Source organism: Spirosoma flavum, assembly GCF_042686045.1.
Lineage (GTDB): Bacteria > Bacteroidota > Bacteroidia > Cytophagales > Spirosomataceae > Spirosoma > Spirosoma flavum.
In genome coordinates, this window is record NZ_JBHUOM010000023.1 from 1,076,778 (window position 1) to 1,096,971 (window position 20,194).

The following is a 20,194-nucleotide window of genomic DNA, read 5'->3' on the forward strand; positions in this document are numbered from 1 at the left end:
AACAGCTTGTTTTCGGGGTTCTTGGCTTTTAGCTGTACCCAATGTGTACCCATGTTAGCTTTTATTCTTAACGTCAACTAACATCAAGACTGAATATAGTATCCCCAAGAACGGAAACTGGTACCTTTTCAAGAGAGGAGCGTCAGAAAAATAGTTAATCATTCTAGGCAATTTATAGTTACTAACGGTTAATTCAGTAAACTCGAAAAGGACAATACGAAATGGAGTTAAGTTAAAACTGCCCTTGTAATCCACCCTGAATTTTCGTAGATTAGCCAGATTATAAACAGCAACAATGAACTTCAAACTAACCTCTGAATTTCAACCAACCGGCGACCAACCAAAGGCTATCGAACAGTTGGTTAAGGGTGTGAACGAAGGCGAACCCTCACAGGTATTATTAGGCGTAACTGGTTCCGGCAAGACGTTTACAATTGCCAATCTCATCGCTCAAACGAATCGCCCAACCCTTGTATTGAGCCATAATAAAACACTGGCAGCACAGCTTTACGGTGAATTCAAACAGTTTTTTCCCGAAAACGCTGTTGAGTATTTTATTTCATACTACGACTATTACCAGCCCGAAGCATTCATTGCTACGACCAATACATACATTGAAAAAGACCTTGCTATCAATGAAGAGATCGACAAATTACGGTTGTCGGCAACTTCGGCCCTGATGAGTGGTCGACGCGATGTGATTGTGGTCGCATCGGTGTCGTGCATTTATGGCATGGGCAATCCTGAGGAATTCAAACGAAATGTGGTGCGTATTGGCGTTGGCGAGCAGATGAGTCGCAATCACTTTCTGCACCAGTTAGTCGGGATTTTATATAGCCGCACGGAGGGCGAATTTCAGCGTGGTAACTTCCGCGTTAAGGGTGATACAGTAGACCTTTACGTTGCCTACGCCGATTTTGCCTACCGCGTCATTTTTTTCGGTGATGAAATTGAAACCATCCAGCGCATCGATCCCAACACAGGAAAGAAAATGTCGGATGAGAACATGGTCACTATCTTCCCGGCAAATTTGTTCGTAACAGGCCGGGATACACTCAATGGGGCCATCTACCAAATTCAGGACGACATGGTCGCACAGGTGCGCTATTTCGAATCAGAATTGCGGGAAATGGAAGCTACACGTATTCGTGAACGTACCGAGTTCGACCTCGAAATGATGCGCGAACTGGGCTACTGCTCGGGTATTGAAAACTATTCCCGTTACTTCGACAAGCGGCTACCGGGCCAGCGACCGTTCTGCCTCCTCGACTATTTCCCCGATGATTACCTGATGGTGATTGACGAAAGCCACGCGACGCTTCCGCAAATTCGAGCCATGTGGGGAGGTGACCGCTCCCGCAAAACAGCTCTTGTAGACTATGGTTTCCGGCTGCCGTCGGCGATGGATAACCGCCCACTGACATTCCAGGAGTTTGAGGATTTATGCGGTCAATCGATCTATGTATCCGCTACCCCATCGGATTACGAACTTCGCAAAAGTGAAGGCGTTGTCGTGGAACAGCTTATTCGGCCAACGGGTTTGCTTGATCCTGAAATTGAGGTGCGGCCAAGTCTGAACCAGATTGATGATTTGCTGGAATCTATTGACGGCCGCATTAAAGCGGGTGAACGCGTACTGGTAACGACGCTGACCAAACGCATGGCTGAAGAATTAACCAAGTACCTCGACCGGGTGGGCATCAAAACACGATACATTCACTCTGAAGTAAAAACGCTTGATCGGGTCGAAATTTTGCGCGATTTACGGCTGGGCAATTTCGATGTACTTGTGGGTGTTAACCTGCTGCGTGAAGGGCTTGACCTACCCGAAGTTTCGTTGGTGGCGATTATGGATGCCGATAAAGAGGGGTTCCTGCGCGATATCAGGTCGTTAATTCAGACGATAGGCCGTGCAGCCCGGAACGTCAACGGCAAAGTAATTATGTATGCCGATAGAATTACCGGTTCAATGGCGAAAGCTATTGATGAAACCAACCGGCGTCGGGCTATTCAGATGGAGTACAATATCGATAACGGCATTACACCAACAACGGTACTAAAGTCCCGCGAAGCCATTATGGGCCAGACTACTGTAGCCGACTCGAAGGCAAAGCATTTTTATGTCGAACCAGACGAGATTCGCATTGCCGCCGACCCAGTAGTGCGTTATATGGGTAAGAATGATTTGGAGAAAGTCATTATCGAAACGCAATCTAAAATGGAACGCGCGGCCAAAGACCTCGACTTTATGGAAGCCGCACGTCTACGCGACGAGTTGTTTCAACTGCGGGATAAATTAAAGAAGGAAACGGTGTAAAGATCGTTTTTGAATAACAGTCGGGTAGAAATATCAAGCCCATCCTTAAGGTGATGCAGGAAACTATATCACCTTATTGCATTTTATCCCCAACTGTTTCTGCTTCATGCGGATAATCTATTCTAGACATTATGGTTCGGTGGGCAACTCAGGAGAGTTCGCAAGTTATAAAATATTTATACCTTGCAGCCTATCAGCTTAAACTACCGAATACCCATGAAACGCATTCTCATTATTCTCGGTATTATTGCCGCTGTGGCCCTCGTTGGCTTCTTTACCTTACGCAGTTGGACCAAATCCGGCAGTCCCGAAGCCATTGCCCAAATTGATCAGAACGGCCTGAAAGTAAAGGTTGATTATTGCCAGCCCTACAAGAAAGGACGTAAGATTTTTGGTGGTTTAGTGCCGTACGGCAAAGTCTGGCGCACAGGTGCCAACGAAGCTACGGTTATCAACTTCGACCAAAATATCGTCGTGGCTGGGCAACCCCTGGATAAAGGCGACTATTCGTTATGGACCATCCCTTCGGCAGACGGTTGGATCGCTATATTCAACAGTGAAACCGGCCAATGGGGAACTAGTTACGATCAAACAAAAGATATTCTGCGCGTGCCAGTTGCTTCACACAAGCATAGCCCAATAGCCGAGCAGTTTTACATTTCTTTCAGGCCCTCAGCCAACGGTACAGACATGGTACTGGCCTGGGATGAAACAGAAGTTATTGTTCCAATTCAAAAACGGGGCAATAATTAACAGCGGAAAACTTACCAAAAAGCCGCGCAGTGAATATTTTGCGCGGCTTTTTAGTAAAACCAGTTGGTAATTTGTTTTTCTTTCCGCTTTATCGGTGAAAGCTCAGCGCGATAAACTTCAGCGCATCAGGAAGTCCAGTACGCCAGTATGTCCAGGTATGCGCTCCATCGCGGGCCCGGTACTCATGCGGAATTTTACGGTCGAGCAAGGCTAAATGCAACATCGCATTGCCAACGGTTAAGGCATCGTCGTCGCCACAGTCAATATACCAACGCACCTTTGTCAGATCACTGTCGGGAGCCGATTTGGCTAACGTAATTGGGCTGTTTCGCTTCCAGGTAACAGTCAAACGTTCCTGGCCCTTTACAGGCCCACTGAATATAGGAGCGTAAACTGTATTGTAACGCTCATCGGGAATGCTCGCAAATGTCTCGTCGGTACGAACGGCTGCGCTCAAAGCGGCACAGGTACTGAACAGATCAGGGTGATGCATAGCCAGCATCAACGACCCAAACCCACCCATCGACAGACCTGATACGGCCCGAAATTCACGCTGTGTACGCGTACGGAATGAGGAGTCAATGTGCGGAATCAGCTCCTGCACAAACATATCTTCATACCGGACTTTATTCTGATAGTCGTTCACATACCAGGTAGCGTTCGCGTTGGGCATCACAATAATCATTGGTGGTAATTCGCCCGATTTAATTCCAGCATCGGCAATACGGTCAGCCTCGCCAAACTGAACCCAACTGGTTTCATTATCGCCAAGCCCATGCAGGAGATAAACAACTGGGTAGCGTCGGTTAGAAACATAGTAGTCAGGCGGCAGGTAAATAGAAAACTTAATGGTCTGGTTCATCAATGAACTATTCATCATCATACTTTCCAGCAAACGGGCTTGCGGAGCAGACACAACCGGCACAGGTCCATTGGTTTGCGAAGAGGTAAGCTGCGCACGTCGGCGCGATTGGGCGGGGGTTTTTATTGCACAAAGGGCCAGCAATGAACAAATCAGCAAACTGCGTAAAAACATTAGCTTAGTGGGATGAATGAATAGTGGTGAATTTATCATGAAACAACCTTCACATACGTAACCGGCTCTCGAATTGACTCTTTTATTTATAAGTACGGATAAACACAGGCTGAGCGTGTGTTTATCCTGCGTTTTATGAAAAAGAAAAGAGAATTTATCAAATTTCATTCGCGCTATAACGGATGCCGATGCAAAATCCCCTATTTTCGGGCCTATACTAATCCATTGTTTAAACTTATCCCAGTTGTATGGCCAAACTGATTATCGTGGACGACGAAAAACCTATTCGGGCGGCTCTACGCGATATTTTAGAGTATGAAGGCTACGATGTTGACGAAGCAAAAGACGGCGAAGAAGGACTGGACATGATCTTGCACACAAGCTACGATGTAGCACTATGCGATATTCGGATGCCCAAACTGAATGGACTTGAACTGCTCATGAAAGTCAATGAAGCCGAAAAAAGTACTCAGATTATCATGATCTCGGCCTATGGTAACGTCGAAAACGCTGTCGAAGCCACAAAACGTGGTGCCTTCGATTTCATTACCAAACCCCCCGATTTGAATCGTCTGCTGATTACTGTTCGTAACGCTATCGATCGGGCGAAACTAGTACAAGAGACCAAAACACTCAAAAAGCGTATCTATAAACTGAATGAAATCGTCGGAGAATCCGATTCAATCAAGAAAGTTAAAGATACGATTAATCGGGTAGCTGCCACCGAAGCACGTGTACTCGTGACAGGTGCTAACGGTTCAGGGAAAGAGATGGTTGCCAAACAGATTCATGAGAAAGGAAGCCGTGCCAACCAGCCGTTAATAGAGGTAAACTGCGCAGCGATTCCAAGCGAACTCATTGAAAGTGAATTGTTTGGCCACGAAAAAGGGGCATTTACCGGAGCCGCAGCCCGGCGTGTTGGCAAGTTTGAGCAAGCCGATGGCGGCACGCTGTTTCTCGACGAAATTGGCGATATGAGCCTGTCGGCACAGGCAAAAGTGTTGCGGGCCTTGCAGGAAAATAAAATTACGCGCGTTGGGGGCGACAAAGAAATCAAGGTTAACGTGCGGGTTATTGCGGCAACGAATAAAGATCTGCGTCAGGAGATTGTGAATGGAAACTTCCGGGAAGACTTATTCCACCGGCTGAGCGTGATTATGATTCACGTACCGCCATTAACTGAACGACGGTTCGATATTCCACTTTTAGCCGATAAATTCCTCCACGATATAGCCACCGAATATGGTGCACCGGTTAAAGACCTCACACCCGAAGCCATGCATTACCTACAGTCGCTACCCTGGACGGGTAATGTGCGCGAATTACGTAACGTTATCGAGCGATTGGTTATCATGTGTGGAGATGAAATCGTACTGGAGGATGTGAAAGCCTATGCCTAAATACATGGCCATCAGCCATTTGTACTTTCGCAAACAGCTGATGGTCTGTCTTATAGAAAAGAGAAAAGTCGATTTTTTATAAGACCATTAAATTACATCCCCGCACATCAGAATTATCGAAGCGGCCAATAACACGGAAGTTACCTTGCTCGGTCTCGTCCTCTGCGTCAATATATTGACCTAAATCCTGAGTTTCGATAAATGAACACGAATCCAGATTCGCCAAGTCTATAACGTTGATACCGCCAGTGCGACGTTCGCCGGTGCGACGCTCGCCAGGATGGGAAGAATCATCGGGATAAAGCAAAAACGGGTCATTTATGTCCCTCAGAATTACACGCAGAGTTGAACTTGGCCGAAACACACCCGCTCCCGCCGAATACGCTTGAGAAAGCAGTTCTGTCATACCGTATTCTGAGTGTATTGTCCTAACGCCTAACCGCTCCGTTAGAATTTCATGTACCTCTTCGCGCAGAAGTTCTTTCCGTCGGCCTTTCATACCGCCCGTTTCCATAACAATCAACTCGGCAAGTTGGCCCAAAAATGATAAGTCCGTTTCCGATTCAGCCCAATCCAGCAGGCCAAACGTAACGCCGATGAGCAGAATCTGTTTTTGGTCAGGTTGTTGAGCCAGTTGCCTCAAGCGTTCTGTCAATTCATGATAGTTATGAAGAAAAAAACCAGACTGATTTGATTTAGTTTGCGCCATAAATCGCTGAACCATATACACCAGCGACGAGTTATTTCGTTCAAGATACGATGGTAGCAGAGCCAGGATATGGAAATTGTGCAGTGGACCGTATGTCTGCTCGAAAATCCGGGTGCTGACAGCGTCGTAGAGTGCCGAATCGGGCACAAAATGGCTACTGGTTGAAGCTGGTCCGTCACTCTGATCGGTGGTGCCGCTGCTGGCAAAGGTTAATACCTCAGTGCTTTCTGGTTTCTGATTAGCATTAAAACCCGTTAGAACGACATGTTTTTTGAAAAAACCAATCGGCATAAACGGTATCTGATTTACATCAGTAATCCCTTGCGGTAGAATATTCAGGTGGTGCAGATAAGCTGCGTAGATAGGGTTGTGAACTGCCTGATAGCGGAAAACAGCCAAAGCCAGCGGCTCGAATGATTCACGGTTTGGCAGACCGGAACTAAGTGTCAGAATTTGTTGCCGGAGTGATTGCCGGAGTGCAGCAGTCTCGGCTGAGAGTGTTGATAAAAAAGACAAAGTAACAAAAACGTTTATTGCACAACGAGTACAACAATATGCGACGGCAACTAATTCAACCGTATATCTTCGTAATAGGAATAGCACTCACGTTATCGTCCTGCTTCAACGAACCAAATTACTCCAATACCCCTGCTATTGAGTACAAAGGGATATTCCGCTACACAATTGAAGCGAGCAAAGGAGTGGGTAAGGGCAAAAGGGATTCCGTCGTTATCACGATTGGCTTCAAAGATGGTGATGGCAACATCGGCAATAGCATACCGTTACCCAAGACGGATTCAACTATGTATGCATCAAATGGTGGATGGGGCAGCTACCGGATTCGTACCTTTCAATTAATAGATAACACCTATAAAGAATTGCCTCAGCAAGTTAATACGACTCTCTTTATTCCCGATCTTACAAAAGGTAAGCCCAAAGGAGCCATTGAGGGTTCTCTGGATTTTAACCAACTCTTTCAATACGGTACTAGTTATAAACTTTATCCAACTAAATTTCAGATCGAAATTCGAGACCGCAGTCTTAATGTCAGCAACATTATCGAAACTGACACTATATCGGTACCGTTTCCGTTGCCACGATAAATTAACTTGCTCGTGGTTATGGGTTTAAACGCTAAACATAGGCAGGCTAATTTATTTATCACTTTCCGTTCAACACGATACGGAAGGTCGTTCCCTTCCCGACTTCTGAACTCTTTACAAAAAGTCGCCCATTGTGGTACTCTTCTACAATGCGTTTGGCTAACGTCAGCCCTAAACCCCAGCCACGTTTTTTGGTACTGAAGCCTGGTGAGAACACTTTTTGCATAGTAGCTTTAGAAATTCCTTTCCCTGTATCGGTGATGTCGATGGCTACTTCCTGATGCGGCAGTGATACCATGTTTAGCCGCAGTTCGCCAACGCCTTTCATAGCATCTACGGCATTCTTGCAGATGTTTTCAATTACCCACTCGAATAGTAATTTATTGATTTTAACCATATGACCGGGCGGCAACTGGCTGGTAACACTCATTTTTACTTTTGTTGAAATACGCCTTGCCAGGTAATCGGTAAATTGCCGAACTACCTCATTTACGTCCTCCTCTTTCAACGTTGGAACAGAACCAATACTCGAAAAACGCGCCGTAATGGTTTCTAAGCGTTGAACATCTTTCTCAATTTCATCGGTGATAGACCCATCGAACTGCTCAGGGTCGGAACGCATATACTCAACCCACGCCATCAGCGACGACATAGGTGTACCCAGCTGGTGAGCCGTCTCTTTGGCCAACCCAACCCAGACACGGTTTTGCTCGGCCCGACGCGATGAACTAAACGCCAAATAAGCTAGTACGCTTAGAGCCGCCAGAATAGTGAGAAGTGCGTATGGGAAATAGGTTAACTGTCGAAGTAGCCTTGAGTTGTTGTAATAAACTAATCCACGCTCGCCTTTACCAATCTCAACGACTATTGGCATATGATTCTTCCGCATCTCATATGTTTTTTGCCGTAAAAACTGTCGCGTTTCTTCAGGTGTTTGATTAACCGGAATATCTATATTTCGCTGCATAGCTATCTGACCATCTGGGCTGATATAAATAGCCGGAATAGTCTTATTAGCTTCCAGAATTTCGCTTGTAACAAAGTTGAGATCACCCGCATCAACGTGGCTGGTATCCACTAAATACCCTATTGCTTTAGCATAGAGTTGTACATATTGCTGCTCCCTGATCTCAAGCTTACTAATCAGCCGGTCGGTATAAAGCAGTGAACCCGTTCCAACCAGAAGCAGATTTAGAGCAACAATAATTTTCAGAATATTATTCTGACTGTAAATATCAAACGACTTCAGCATATCCTTTCGCTACCTATCTGCTTTAGCGGTTAAAACCACTCTTACCCAAAAGCAGCCCTTCATCATATCACAAAAGTAAGGCCATTGAGCAACTAAATAGGCGGCCTGCCTACTACCCTATCAGCGTTTAAACGCGACCTTATTTAGTAAACGTTAAAAGCAGTTTAATTGTACAAACCCGAACCACCAACAGAGCCGTAGCGTTATAAATTTGAATAGGATTGAGCGAAGAATACACCTAATTATTTGGACGTATTCTAAATAGCAAATTCGATGGTATCCGGTATATCCATGTACCGCAATTATGCCGTAATTTTGTCAAGGCCTCTGGCCAATATGCGTGATTTACTACAATGTTAGATACCTTCAAATCAATTAGTTTATCGTACAAAACGGCACCCCTTCAGGTGCGGGAGCTAATTGCACTTAACGAAGACGAGGCTAAGCGACTTATGCTTCGGCTGCGGGATTTTTTCGGGTTGACGGACTTGCTTGTTATTTCAACCTGCAACCGTACGGAGGTCTATTATGCCTTTGAGAAAGACTTGAGCGCTGACATTGCCCGGCTGTTGCTCATTGAGAAAGGTTTGACCGATACCGATAACTATTTGCCTTATTTCCAGTTTTTCGGCGTTCACGATGAAGCGGTTCGGCACTTGTTTGAAGTATGTGTCGGCTTGCATTCTCAGGTTGTTGGCGACATGCAGATTCCGAATCAGGTGAAGCAATCGTACCAATGGTCAGCCGATTTAGATATGGCCGGTCCATTTTTACACCGGTTGATGCACACAATTTTCTTTACCAACAAACGGGTAGCGCAGGAAACTCCCTTTCGCGATGGAGCCGCTTCGGTTTCTTATGCGGCTGTGGAGTTGATTGATGAACTGATTGGTGAGAATCAGAATCCCAACATTCTGGTTATCGGCCTGGGAGAAATCGGGACTGACGTTTGTAAAAATCTAGAAGCCCGATCTGAAGCAAATCATAAACAAGCGAATATCACCCTTTGCAATCGCACGCAGGCTAAGGCCGAAGTCCTGGCCAGTCAATACGGCTTTCGGATGGCTGACTTTGCGAATCTGACCGACGAAATTCGGCGGGCCGATGTAATCATTTCATCGGTAATGCGTGATGATCCGCTTATTACACCCGAACTTCTCCGGGACGTTACTGTTCTGACGTTTAAATATTTCATTGACTTATCCGTTCCTCGCAGCGTCGATGCCGCTGTTGAGCAAATTCCGGGTGTGTTAGTGTATAATATTGACAACATCCGCAACCGTGCCGACGAAGCCTTGAATCAACGTTTAGCGGCTATTCCACAAGTCGAAGCAATAGTGACACAGGCCGTAGCCGAGTTTGGCGACTGGTCTAAAGAGATGGTCGTATCGCCGACGATCAATAAACTTAAAAATGCATTGGAGCAAATTCGTCGTGACGAAATTGCCCGTTATATGAAGCACTTGACCCCCGATGAGTCTGAGAAAGTGGACAAAATTACGCGGGGTATCATGCAGAAAATCATTAAACTACCCGTGTTGCAACTCAAAGCAGCCTGCAAACGGGGCGAAGCCGAAACGCTTATCGACGTTCTAAACGATTTATTTGATTTAGAAAAACAGTCAGTTGATGAACAGAAGCATTCCTATTAAGTAATACGTTTTCATAGTAGTAAAACTCCTGAATCGGTAGCGGTTTGGGAGTTTTTTTCGTTACTACTTACGAAGTCCGGCTACTAATACTAACTAGAGAAATATGTCCCGACTTATTAATACCCTGTTTCGCTTGTTTCTCGTTGCCGTGCTGGTAGCAGGTCTAATTGCTATTTGGGAACAAATCCGTGGGAATACTTTCATGAGTCGTTTCCGGCGCGGGGAGAACACCACGCAGAGCATCGTCCTGAAAGAAATCAAGGCGTTGGGTAAACTGGAATTAGTAAAATACACCTTTAAAGACATTGTCGAACATGAACAGGTCAACACGTTTTTGCCCAATGCAAACGCCGTTTTGATTGTAGAGGGAGAAGCTACCGGCTGCCTTGATTTAACCCAAATCACGGTTGACGATGTTACAACAGACGGCGATTCAGTTACGGTACAATTACCTCAGCCTGAACTTTGCGGCTGGAAAATCAACCATGAGCGCTCGCGGGTTTACGATACTCGATTTTCGTTTTTGAACGAATCGCAATTAGTGAGTGATGCTTATCGCAAAGCCGAACACCAAGTTAAACAATCGGCGCTAAACGGTGGCATTCTCGACCAAACCCGCCGGAATGCCAACCAGATGTTACGTCCCTTGTTAGAGCGCATTTCCGGTAAAAAGATCAGGTTACTCTTTCGGGACTAGGCGAAATAGTACCCTGATCAACAGCGTGATGCCTATGCAGAAATCGGCATGAAAAATAGTAGCTTCATAGAAAGTCGCTGGTTTCTTTTTTGCTTCACGTACCACCAAAACAATAAAAGGGTGAAGTTATGAGCAATTTCCCGGCGAATATCAGTTAGCTAATCCAGTCAATAAGTTTGCGGTAAAAAATCAGCGATAAAGCCGTTATTCTGCACCAAAGGGCATATTTAACAGTTTTTAACTAATATCCTTCTGAGAAATCGCGTTTTTACATGAATCGTTAACTGCTTTTATGCTTTATGAACACGTCTTCGCCAACCGTCAAGAATGGAGATTTATTGATTGCCGAACCTTTTATGGGCGACACTAACTTTGACCGTAGTGTGGTGCTTATCTGCGAACATAATGCTGTCGGCACGTTTGGACTGGTACTGAATCAGATGACAGATGTTCACCTCGGTGACGTTATTGAAGACATCCACACCGATTTGCCACTATTTGTGGGTGGTCCCGTTCAGCAAAACACGCTCCATTTTATTCACCGTCGGCCCGATTTGATTGATAGCTCGATTTGTATAGTTGATGGATTATATTGGAGTGGCGACTTCGAGCAAATCAAGCAAGCCGTCAATCTAGGCACGCTCACCGAGCGAGATGTCCGTTTTTTTATCGGCTATTCGGGGTGGGATGAGGGTCAATTAGACGGCGAGTTACGGCAAAAAGCGTGGATTATCAGCCGAACCCAGGCAGACTTTCTATTCGATACGCCAACAACCGAATTTTGGCGCGAAGTTCTCAAACGCAAGGGAGGTGAATACAAATCCATTGCCCATTATCCGGTTGACCCTCGCCTTAATTAAGGGTTCAGATCATACAGGCAAACAAGGCTAACGACAATTTCTTAACTTTTTTCGCCAATTTTACGGCAGTCCGACGTTTCGGATAAAAACTCGTTATCGAAAGGTTAGTTACCTTTTAACTGTCCCGTATGCACACGTATCGTCTTTTACTTTTCTTTTTTTTAGTAACTTCTCCCCTGCTTACATCGGCACAAAGTGACAAACCCGTCGGCGGCCACTTTGGCTTGAAACTAGGTGCTTCATTCACGCAGGTAACCATTACAGGAACAAGTGTCAACATTCCAAAGCGGGCGTTACAGCCAAATTTAGGCGTCATGTATCGATACCGCTACAATCGACTGGTGCTTCAGCCCGAAGCACTGCTGGCTATTAAAGGGGGTACATTTCAGGTAGAGCAAGTTGGCGGACGGTCAACAACGAGTCATTCGTATTATTACGCTTGTCTGCCCATTCTACTAGGCTATATACCGACTGAAGGTCTAACCCTGCAAGCCGGACCTGAATTTAGTTACGCCCTCAATTCAGGGTCAACAAACGGTCCTGGTGCCCAAAATGACCTGGGTGTAGTTGTAGGTATACACTACGATTTTCTGGATATGCTTAATAAATGCAGCTTGCACATTCGTTACGTACATGGTCTTACCAACGTCTCGCCCGAAGCAACAGCAGCCTATTATAACCGAAACGTTCAGATATCAATCGTGTATAATTTGTTTCCTAAAAAGAAGAAATAGGCTGAGCCGCTACACTTTTCGGCTTTCAGCTATTTTATTTTACTGCGAATGCACGAAGACCGTAAGTAGGCGGTTTTAAAACATACCGACTGAATTTATGCTCTCCCATTTCGGTATCATTTTACTATTTATTCTGGCTGCGTTCGCATTTATTGCCGTAGTACTTTTTGTGGCACGTTTGCTGCGTCCTCATAAGCCAAACGTCGAGAAAAACAGTACGTACGAATCGGGCGAGGAGCCAGTTGGCAATGCCAATGTGCAGTTTAACATTCGATTTTATGTAGTGGCCCTAGTCTTTGTACTGTTTGATGTTGAACTGGTCTTTCTGTTCCCATGGGCAACGGTATTCGGTCAGGCAAAACTCATCAACGCTACGGGTGGTTTGTGGGGATGGTTTGCGTTGACCGAAGCTTTTTTGTTCGTCGCTGTTCTTGCATTAGGACTTGCCTATGTCTGGGCAAAAGGCTACCTTGATTGGGTTAAACCACAGCCAAAAATTCCTACCATGGAAACGAAGGTCCCAACGAAATTGTATCAACAGGTAAACGAACGCTATAAACGTTGAACCAGTTTCTGCTGCGTTGTTTGTGTCTGACAATGCTCTTGATCCTGTCGATAGCTGGTACTTTGTTTGCTCAAAAACCCGCTATTGATGCCTATCGGATTAAGGTTGTTACTACACGGGGACATCGCTTTCGTGGTGTGTTAGATGACATAAACGATACCTATCTGTATATTATTCACGAACGAAACTCACCCAGACAGGTAGAAACTATTCCGCTTGATGCTATTCGAAAGGTGGTGATTCGTCGAAATAGTAAGACAACGGTGAACGTGACGGGAGCTATTGTTGGTGGTCTGATAGTCAGCTTTTTAGCTGAACAGTCATTACAAAAAAATCCAACAAGAAGTCCTGTCGCACATGGGGTAACCCTTACATTTGCCGCGGCTGGTGGGGCAGCTGGTGGGCTATTACTCGGTTCGGCCATCGGCAATGCAACCAGCCGGGTTGTTCGTCCGTATAACAACAGTAACCTGCTCCGGCAATTAGAACCCTATAGTATGCGCTACCAGCAGGATCTAATTAACCGTCTGCCTAAAAACTCACAGTAAGATGACCTCTCAGTCAACAACCGACAAAACCGGTGAAGCCAGCGTTATTCTGATGCATTCTGAAGAACTATTGAACTGGTCTCGTGAGAAATCGATGTGGCCTATGAGCTTCGGACTGGCTTGCTGTGCGATCGAAATGATGCAGGCTTTTGCCGCTAATTACGACCTCGAACGCTTCGGCATTTTCCCGCGTCCTTCTCCCCGACAGTCAGATATTATGATTGTGTCCGGTACGGTGACGTATAAAATGGCCGACCGAATCCGGCGACTTTATGAACAAATGCCTGAACCTCGTTATGTTATTTCAATGGGGTCATGCTCTAACTGTGGTGGTCCTTACTGGCAACATGGCTATCACGTAGTAAAAGGTGTAGATCGCATTATTCCGGTCGATGTGTATGTACCCGGCTGTCCACCACGCCCCGAAGCTCTGATTGATGGTTTCCTGAGGTTGCAGGAAAAAATCAGAACAGAACACCCATTGCTCGGAAATAGTGAGTCAGATCAACAAGCTGCCCAAGATATTCCTTTATCCGACAACCTCTCAACTGCTTCCTGATGAACGTCCTGTTTACCACCCTTCGCCAAACAATTGGCTCAGTACGGCTCTTGTGGTTGATTTACGGCATTACATTGGTACTGGGTTTATTAGTTGCGTTACCGTTCTACAATACACTCAAAATAGAAGACCAAAATTCGCTGGCCTTTCTGAATCTATTGGACGGTTTTGATTATACTGTCTTTTCCGATTTTATGCACCGCAGCGGACGGACCATTTCTCCGCTTATGAGCGTTGGGCGTTGGTTAGGTATTCTGTATGTGTTTCTGAGTATCTTTTTTGCCGGTGGAATCTTATTGCGCTTTTCGCAGCCAAATACCAAATTCAACGGCGAGATGTTCTGGCAGGGATGTACTCACTACCTAGCAAGGTTTCTGCGGCTTTTCGGCGTTACCCTGTTGTTTGTACTGGTTGGGGCGGGGCTTTGGCTGGTCGTTGGGTCACTGGTTGGCATTTCCCTCAGCGACACACTTACAGAACGTGGCTTGTTCTGGATTGGAGCTGGATTCTTCACCCTGTTTGCACTCACGGCTACCCTCCTACTGTGCATTGGCGACTATGCAAAAGTGTTGATGTTCCGGGAAGATGGGCATAACGCCTTTCGCGCTTTTGGGCAAGCCGGACGACTGGTAATGCGGAACTTAGGCCAAACGTATGGCTTGTATTGGCTGCTCATTTTACTGGGCACCGGCCTATTCGGACTTTACTTTTTACTGGACGAAGCGGTTCTGATGAGCGGCTGGCTAACGATTCTGATAATGTTTCTCATTCAGCAAACGCTGATTTTTGCCCGCGTGAGTTTAAAAGTCTGGTGGTTAGGAACAGCTTACAATAGCTATCAAACGCTTCCGAAGCCCACCCCTGCCTCGCGGTCAACATCACTAGTCGAGCCAGCTACCGAACCAGACGAAAACACCCCATTAACTGCCCTCGAATTATAGTTAATGAATAGGTACGTTTTGGGTTTATACTATGCCCCACTTCGTTAAAATTATTACTGATAATAGCGTGTAGGCTGCCAGAGCTAAATAGGTTCGGACGTTCAGAAATCCAGGAAACATCGATACTATTATGTAACCAATAAAGGGCCAGGGGTGGAAAAGATAACGCTCAAAGAATGGGTGATTTCCACCAACAAACGCCTGAGAAACGACAAAGAAAAACACAAAAACGACTGAAAATAACAGTCCCTTGTCCGAAAAGTCTTTTTTTCGGATATAATAAAATGTCCACTTTATAACAATCGCCAGACTAAACAAACTTAGACTGTAAATAGTGAACAGGCCCATATATAGTGCCATATCACCTTTTGATTTTATCCAAGCCAAACTGTGTTCAATAGGGCCACTGAATACATTACTGACTGATAAAGAATCGTGAAAAAGATTAATTTCACATACAGCCAAAATCAGTGCTAGACATAATGCGATACTCAATGTACGTACCAGTAACGCAGATGTCAAAGATATATTAAGCAGCACAACGGGGGCAATATATACGCCTGTTATTGCCAATGTAGAAAAGGGACGAAATGCATTGAAACTAATACCGGAACGCAAAATTGACCATTGATTGAAGGCGGGTGGAGTTAGGCCCCGCCAAAGAAAGATCAGACCAACCAAAGGCAGCAGACTTACGCCTATGGCTAAATACATCAGCACTTTAGCAGCTCCTATGCTTTTAAAGCCGTGTTGTACATACCGTCTCCAGTGGGATAGTAGCAAAACGATAACCAGAGCAGGCAGTAGAGGAATAAAATAAAAGCGCGCTATCGTCGTAAATCCCAGCAGTAAACAGCCCAGAAAAAAAGGTAACAGGTGCTGAAGTCGTGAGACAAAAAGTAGTAGAAGCCCTGCAAATAAACATAGCAGCGCCGGGCCTTCAGTCATGACTGTAGAGACGCTCAAAAAGAAATAAGGGAAAGCCAGCATAAATAAACTGACCGCCACAATTTTTCTCTGCGAAACAACGGAGATATTCTTAAGCTGGACAAATGTACAGCCTGCCAATATCGCTATTCCTGCGCAAGTAATGAGACGAAGACCGATGTAGTTGATACCAGGAAATAACCATATCCATAAGGCGAACCAAATATGACTGGCTACACCAGTTGGCGGTACATGGTTGCTTAGGGTAGTTGGGTTAACACCAAAGTTGGCAAAAGAACGGCTGGCTGCCAGATGAAAATCTTCGTCCATGACTCCGTACCGTACTAGTATAGCGAGTAAACTTGCAATTAGTAAATAAAAGGCCCAAATGGCTAAAAAGTACTGGCGGTAGAGCTTGTTATCTCTGGTTATAACCGAGATGTTGGAAAAGTGCGTTTGAGTCGTCGATAGTGTCATCAAGCTATAGAGAATTCAGGTTGGCGGACTTAAACAAGTCTCTATTAGACCGGCGCAGTGGAGAATTTATGTTCTTTACTGATTTTACGACAACGTTTAACCCAAAGGTTTCGCAGATATTGACTTGGCTAGTAAAATGGATAAATACCTCAGTTAGTGATCACAAGTAGCAAGGAATGACACCTGGGTAATTGTTCGGTAGATAGACAGAGTCTGCTAAATAAAAAATAACTAGACCTGTAAGCTAGACGAGAAGGGTCATACGGAGAAATCACCATTCAGCTTTCTATAACTTACTATGCTTGAACAACTTAGTCAAAATTTATTCAATAATAGCAGTTTTTCATAAATTATCTTAGTCAAAAATCAGTAAAGTCAGAAATATAACGTACGTGTTGATACGATTTGAAAAGCTATACCTTAATCGTACCAATCTAATAATGATTTGTATCGAATTTGTCTTTCTACACAATCTTCTTTGGTCATTTCGTATAATTGCAGAACCGTTTCGTTTTTAAACCACCGATTTTGCCGCATGGCTGTTCCTACTATTTCGTCTAAACCACAAACTCCTACGGCTGGATTGTTTGGCCTGCCCGTCATTGTAGCTGCTCTGGGTTACTTCGTTGATATTTATGACTTACTACTTTTTGGTATCGTTCGGGTGCCAAGCCTAAAAGATCTTGGCCTTACCCCCGACCAGATCTCGACTGTTGGAGCCAGCATTATAAACTGGCAGATGGGTGGATTGCTCCTGGGTGGTATCCTATGGGGTATTATGGGAGATAAACGTGGGCGGCTTTCTGTATTATTTGGCAGCATCATTACTTATTCAATCGCCAATATTGCTTGCGGCTTCATTAAGCATGTTACGTTTATGGACCCAACTACCTATTATGCCTTAATGCGCTTTGTGGCGGGCATTGGGCTGGCTGGTGAGTTAGGCGCAGGTATTACCCTCGTTAGCGAAGTTCTGCCAAAAGAAAAACGAGCCATTGGCACCTCGCTCGTAGCCGGAATCGGCCTTTCCGGAGCGGTAGTAGCCTATTTTACAGTCAAATTATTTGACTGGCAAACAGCCTTTCTTATAGGAGGAGGCTTGGGATTCGGCCTACTGCTGTTGCGGGTAGGCGTGGTCGAGTCGGGTATGTTTAAAAACGTAACTGATCAAAAGCACGTTAGCCGGGGCAATTTTCTGTCATTTTTCACTAACGCCAACCGACTAAGCCGCTACCTTAAATGCATTGGTATTGGCCTCCCTACGTGGTTTGTCATCGCCATTCTAGCCACGTTTAGTAATGAATTTGGTAAAGCACTGGGTATCGCCGAAGAAATCCAACCGGGCTTGGCCATCATGTGGTGTTACGTTGGGCTAGCCGTGGGCGACCTCAGCAGTGGCTTTATTAGTCAGGCTATGGAATCGCGCAAAAAAGCCGTCGCACTACTAATGTCCATTGCCCTCCTGTTTAGTTTGGTTTACCTGTACGTTGGCATTAACAGCGCAACGGCACTTTATAGCCTGTGTTTGGCAATGGGTTTCGGCATTGGTTACTGGGCCATGTTCGTCACTATTGGCGCCGAACAGTTTGGCACTAATATCCGGGCTACTGCGGCTACCACTGTCCCTAATATGGTGCGTGGTCTAGTCATCCCAATGACAATTTCGTATCAGGCACTTAAACCATCGTTAGATATTATCAATGCCGGAGCCGTGGTAGGACTTGTTTGCTTTATAATCGGCTTTTATTCAATCCTGACCATCCCCGAAACGCACGGCAAGGATTTAAATTATTTAGAGGAATAAGCGAAGACCTGTACTCTCCTATCTTTTTCCCTTCGCGCTCTCCTCTTTTTTTTCATGCAGACCATATCGCCCACTCCACCCCGCGTTTCATTCCGTCTGTTATTTGCCCTACCGGTAATTGTGTCGGCATTGGGTTTCTTTGTAGATGTCTACGACATGCTCATTTTCAGCATTGTGCGCGTACCGAGTCTGCAATCGCTGGGGTTGTCGGAGGTTGACGTGTCTAAGGCTGGTACGTTTATTCTGAACTGTCAGCAGGCCGGACTAGTGGTAGGTGGGTTTCTGTGGGGCGCATTAGGCGATAAACGCGGACGAATGTCGGTGCTCTTCGGTAGTATAGTTACCTATTCGCTAACCAATATTGCCTGCGGCTTCGTGCAGGATGTGAATACCTACGCCTTCCTTAGGTTTGTGGCCGGTGTTGGTTTATCAGGTGAAATAGGGGCTGCAATAGTACTCGTATCTGAAATTCTGCCGAAAGAAATTCGAAGTTATGGCTCATCTATCGTAGCCGGCATTGGTTACCTCGGCGCGGGCGTAGCCTATCTCACCGTTGAGTATTTCAATTGGCGAACGGCTTTCTGGGTGGGAGGAGGCATGGGCATTGCTCTACTCATACTGCGTGTAAGCGTCTTTGAATCAGGCGTTTTCAACCGAATGAAGACCGAGCATAAGGAGGTAAGCCGGGGCAATATTCTTTACTTTTTTACCAGTTGGCCGCAGGCCATTAAATACTTACGCTGTGTGGCCGTAGGCATTCCAACCTGGTTTATTGTTGGCATCTTAGCCACTTTTGCTAACGAGTTTGGCCAGGCATTGGGTATTGATGAAGTGGTGAAACCCGGCCGTTGCGTCATGATGATCTACGTCGGGCTGGCCGGGGGTGATTTGCTAAGTGGACCGTTGAGCCAATGGCTTCAATCGCGTCTAAAAGCCATTACAGGTTTGTTGATTTTCAGTGCTTTGCTGAGTGGCGTTTATTTATTCGGAGGTATTCACACGGCAGACGGCCTTTATGTAGTTTGTCTGCTGGCAGGTTTTTGCACAGGTTATATTGCTATGTTTCTGACGATGGTGGCCGAGTTATACGGCACTAATCTTCGCAATACAGCCACTACTTCGGTGCCGAGTGTAGTACGTGGCACCCTGATTCCGATGACATTACTGTTTCAGGCACTCAAACCTTCATTGGGTGCGCTGGTCGCGGCTGGGTTATTGGGCGTCGTTGTTTACGGACTATCTTTTTGGTCACTTAGCCGTATGGACGAAACGTTTGGAAAGGATTTGGACTTCGTAGAATGACAATTAACCGCTTATCATTTTTTTGAGCCGTTGCTCCAGAACTCCTGCGACTGGCGAGTTTACCGACATCATTGAGTTGACAATAAAGGTTTCCAACTTAATCTTTTCAACACAATGAAAACGTCATTCAAACTACTCGCCTGCGCTTTATTCGTATCTCTGACAGTAGCTGTATCATCACCTGGACTAGCCGGAGATGACAAAAAACAAGCGAAAGCCGCCTTTACGGTAGCCATGTTCCCCGCTGCTGATGCCTCTAAACTCTGGCTGTGTCTGGAGAAATATCAAGCGGAGAATAAAGTCAACCTTACGATGATTAATGAAAATGGGCAGATCCTTTTCGAGGAAACGCTATGTGGAAAAAACAGTAAGCAAAGCGCCGTCCGTCAACAGTTTGACATGAGTCAGCTCAGCGATGGAAAGTACACATTCCGTATATCGGCGGGTAGCCAAAAAGAAGAAATCAGCTTCAAACTCTCGACGCCAACCCTAGAAGCTACGCAGCCAACGCGGCTCATTGCCATCAAGTAAGCTTCTTTTTTATACAGGCATTCGAAG

The 20,194-nt window shown here is 45.6% G+C and carries 19 protein-coding genes; 15 read left to right on the forward strand and 4 right to left on the reverse strand.

Annotation, left to right across the window (positions count from 1 at the left end):
* Window positions 1-295: 295 nt before the first annotated feature.
* Together uvrB and ACFS25_RS25275 are read left to right on the forward strand one after the other, a co-directional pair.
* On the forward strand, window positions 296-2,317 hold the full coding sequence (gene uvrB / locus ACFS25_RS25270) for an excinuclease ABC subunit UvrB (RefSeq protein WP_381506592.1): 2,022 nt from the start codon (window positions 296-298) through the stop codon (window positions 2,315-2,317).
* A 216-nt stretch (window positions 2,318-2,533) separates the two neighbouring features.
* Window positions 2,534-3,070 carry a DUF2911 domain-containing protein gene (locus ACFS25_RS25275; RefSeq protein WP_381506595.1) on the forward strand — a complete coding sequence of 179 codons (537 nt, stop codon included), beginning with the start codon at window positions 2,534-2,536 and terminating at the stop codon, window positions 3,068-3,070.
* 88 nt (window positions 3,071-3,158) lie between these two features.
* Here ACFS25_RS25275 and ACFS25_RS25280 read toward each other — a convergent pair whose 3' ends face one another.
* On the reverse strand, window positions 3,159-4,106 hold the full coding sequence (locus tag ACFS25_RS25280; RefSeq protein ID WP_381506597.1) for an alpha/beta hydrolase: 948 nt from the start codon (window positions 4,104-4,106) through the stop codon (window positions 3,159-3,161).
* Between the two features lie 248 nt (window positions 4,107-4,354).
* Here ACFS25_RS25280 and ACFS25_RS25285 point away from each other — a divergent pair, with 248 nt between their 5' ends.
* On the forward strand, window positions 4,355-5,506 hold the full coding sequence (locus tag ACFS25_RS25285) for a sigma-54-dependent transcriptional regulator (protein WP_381506599.1): 1,152 nt from the start codon (window positions 4,355-4,357) through the stop codon (window positions 5,504-5,506).
* Between the two features lie 76 nt (window positions 5,507-5,582).
* Here the strand turns inward: ACFS25_RS25285 and ACFS25_RS25290 are convergent, their stop codons facing one another.
* Window positions 5,583-6,731, reverse strand: a complete 1,149-nt coding sequence (locus tag ACFS25_RS25290) for an acyl transferase (protein WP_381506602.1) — start codon at window positions 6,729-6,731, stop codon at window positions 5,583-5,585.
* 38 nt (window positions 6,732-6,769) lie between these two features.
* Here ACFS25_RS25290 and ACFS25_RS25295 point away from each other — a divergent pair, with 38 nt between their 5' ends.
* A complete protein-coding gene (locus ACFS25_RS25295) occupies window positions 6,770-7,318 on the forward strand; it encodes a hypothetical protein (RefSeq protein ID WP_381506604.1) in 549 nt (182 codons plus the stop codon).
* 58 nt (window positions 7,319-7,376) lie between these two features.
* On the opposite strand, the gene ACFS25_RS25300 is transcribed toward ACFS25_RS25295, so the two are convergent.
* Entirely contained in the window at window positions 7,377-8,570 is a 1,194-nt protein-coding gene (locus ACFS25_RS25300) for a sensor histidine kinase (protein WP_381506606.1), read from the reverse strand.
* 353 nt (window positions 8,571-8,923) lie between these two features.
* Between ACFS25_RS25300 and hemA the strand changes: the two genes are divergently transcribed.
* From hemA to ACFS25_RS25340, 8 genes are all read left to right on the forward strand, one after another.
* A complete protein-coding gene (hemA, locus tag ACFS25_RS25305; RefSeq protein WP_381506608.1) occupies window positions 8,924-10,222 on the forward strand; it encodes a glutamyl-tRNA reductase in 1,299 nt (432 codons plus the stop codon).
* Between the two features lie 103 nt (window positions 10,223-10,325).
* Window positions 10,326-10,919, forward strand: coding sequence for a DUF4230 domain-containing protein (locus ACFS25_RS25310; RefSeq protein ID WP_381506611.1), 594 nt, complete (start codon window positions 10,326-10,328; stop codon window positions 10,917-10,919).
* A gap of 299 nt (window positions 10,920-11,218) precedes the next feature.
* Window positions 11,219-11,779 carry a YqgE/AlgH family protein gene (locus ACFS25_RS25315; protein ID WP_381506613.1) on the forward strand — a complete coding sequence of 187 codons (561 nt, stop codon included), beginning with the start codon at window positions 11,219-11,221 and terminating at the stop codon, window positions 11,777-11,779.
* Window positions 11,780-11,907: 128 nt separating this feature from the next.
* Entirely contained in the window at window positions 11,908-12,513 is a 606-nt protein-coding gene (locus tag ACFS25_RS25320) for an outer membrane beta-barrel protein (protein ID WP_381506615.1), read from the forward strand.
* 97 nt (window positions 12,514-12,610) lie between these two features.
* Entirely contained in the window at window positions 12,611-13,078 is a 468-nt protein-coding gene (locus ACFS25_RS25325) for an NADH-quinone oxidoreductase subunit A (protein ID WP_381506618.1), read from the forward strand.
* Window positions 13,075-13,626, forward strand: coding sequence for a hypothetical protein (locus ACFS25_RS25330; RefSeq protein WP_381506620.1), 552 nt, complete (start codon window positions 13,075-13,077; stop codon window positions 13,624-13,626). Before ACFS25_RS25325 ends, ACFS25_RS25330 begins: the two co-directional genes overlap by 4 nt.
* Window position 13,627: 1 nt before the next feature.
* Entirely contained in the window at window positions 13,628-14,185 is a 558-nt protein-coding gene (locus ACFS25_RS25335; RefSeq protein ID WP_381506622.1) for an NADH-quinone oxidoreductase subunit B, read from the forward strand.
* On the forward strand, window positions 14,185-15,126 hold the full coding sequence (locus ACFS25_RS25340; protein ID WP_381506624.1) for a hypothetical protein: 942 nt from the start codon (window positions 14,185-14,187) through the stop codon (window positions 15,124-15,126). The genes ACFS25_RS25335 and ACFS25_RS25340 overlap by 1 nt, the downstream gene beginning before the upstream one ends.
* 24 nt (window positions 15,127-15,150) lie before the next feature.
* Here the strand turns inward: ACFS25_RS25340 and ACFS25_RS25345 are convergent, their stop codons facing one another.
* A complete protein-coding gene (locus ACFS25_RS25345) occupies window positions 15,151-16,530 on the reverse strand; it encodes a hypothetical protein (RefSeq protein WP_381507089.1) in 1,380 nt (459 codons plus the stop codon).
* 535 nt (window positions 16,531-17,065) lie between these two features.
* On the opposite strand from ACFS25_RS25345, the gene ACFS25_RS25350 reads away from it, so the two are divergent.
* The 3 genes from ACFS25_RS25350 (at window position 17,066) to ACFS25_RS25360 (ending at window position 20,167) form a co-directional block, all read left to right on the forward strand.
* Window positions 17,066-18,334, forward strand: a complete 1,269-nt coding sequence (locus tag ACFS25_RS25350; RefSeq protein WP_381506627.1) for an MFS transporter — start codon at window positions 17,066-17,068, stop codon at window positions 18,332-18,334.
* Window positions 18,335-18,388: 54 nt separating this feature from the next.
* A complete protein-coding gene (locus ACFS25_RS25355; protein WP_381506629.1) occupies window positions 18,389-19,636 on the forward strand; it encodes an MFS transporter in 1,248 nt (415 codons plus the stop codon).
* A 114-nt stretch (window positions 19,637-19,750) separates the two neighbouring features.
* On the forward strand, window positions 19,751-20,167 hold the full coding sequence (locus tag ACFS25_RS25360; RefSeq protein ID WP_381506631.1) for a flagellar hook assembly protein FlgD: 417 nt from the start codon (window positions 19,751-19,753) through the stop codon (window positions 20,165-20,167).
* The last annotated feature ends 27 nt before the right edge of the window (window positions 20,168-20,194 follow it).

Coding starts and splice junctions, on each gene's coding strand:
- uvrB (WP_381506592.1), top strand. CDS start 296: ATGAACTTCAAACTAACCTCTGAATTTCAACCAACCGGCGACCAACCA.
- ACFS25_RS25340 (WP_381506624.1), top strand. CDS start 14,185: ATGAACGTCCTGTTTACCACCCTTCGCCAAACAATTGGCTCAGTACGG.
- ACFS25_RS25295 (WP_381506604.1), top strand. CDS start 6,770: ATGCGACGGCAACTAATTCAACCGTATATCTTCGTAATAGGAATAGCA.
- ACFS25_RS25320 (WP_381506615.1), top strand. CDS start 11,908: ATGCACACGTATCGTCTTTTACTTTTCTTTTTTTTAGTAACTTCTCCC.
- ACFS25_RS25310 (WP_381506611.1), top strand. CDS start 10,326: ATGTCCCGACTTATTAATACCCTGTTTCGCTTGTTTCTCGTTGCCGTG.
- ACFS25_RS25350 (WP_381506627.1), top strand. CDS start 17,066: ATGGCTGTTCCTACTATTTCGTCTAAACCACAAACTCCTACGGCTGGA.
- ACFS25_RS25335 (WP_381506622.1), top strand. CDS start 13,628: ATGACCTCTCAGTCAACAACCGACAAAACCGGTGAAGCCAGCGTTATT.
- hemA (WP_381506608.1), top strand. CDS start 8,924: ATGTTAGATACCTTCAAATCAATTAGTTTATCGTACAAAACGGCACCC.
- ACFS25_RS25300 (WP_381506606.1), bottom strand. CDS start 8,570: ATGCTGAAGTCGTTTGATATTTACAGTCAGAATAATATTCTGAAAATT.
- ACFS25_RS25325 (WP_381506618.1), top strand. CDS start 12,611: ATGCTCTCCCATTTCGGTATCATTTTACTATTTATTCTGGCTGCGTTC.
- ACFS25_RS25285 (WP_381506599.1), top strand. CDS start 4,355: ATGGCCAAACTGATTATCGTGGACGACGAAAAACCTATTCGGGCGGCT.
- ACFS25_RS25355 (WP_381506629.1), top strand. CDS start 18,389: ATGCAGACCATATCGCCCACTCCACCCCGCGTTTCATTCCGTCTGTTA.
- ACFS25_RS25315 (WP_381506613.1), top strand. CDS start 11,219: ATGAACACGTCTTCGCCAACCGTCAAGAATGGAGATTTATTGATTGCC.
- ACFS25_RS25345 (WP_381507089.1), bottom strand. CDS start 16,530: ATGACACTATCGACGACTCAAACGCACTTTTCCAACATCTCGGTTATA.
- ACFS25_RS25360 (WP_381506631.1), top strand. CDS start 19,751: ATGAAAACGTCATTCAAACTACTCGCCTGCGCTTTATTCGTATCTCTG.
- ACFS25_RS25275 (WP_381506595.1), top strand. CDS start 2,534: ATGAAACGCATTCTCATTATTCTCGGTATTATTGCCGCTGTGGCCCTC.
- ACFS25_RS25280 (WP_381506597.1), bottom strand. CDS start 4,106: ATGTTTTTACGCAGTTTGCTGATTTGTTCATTGCTGGCCCTTTGTGCA.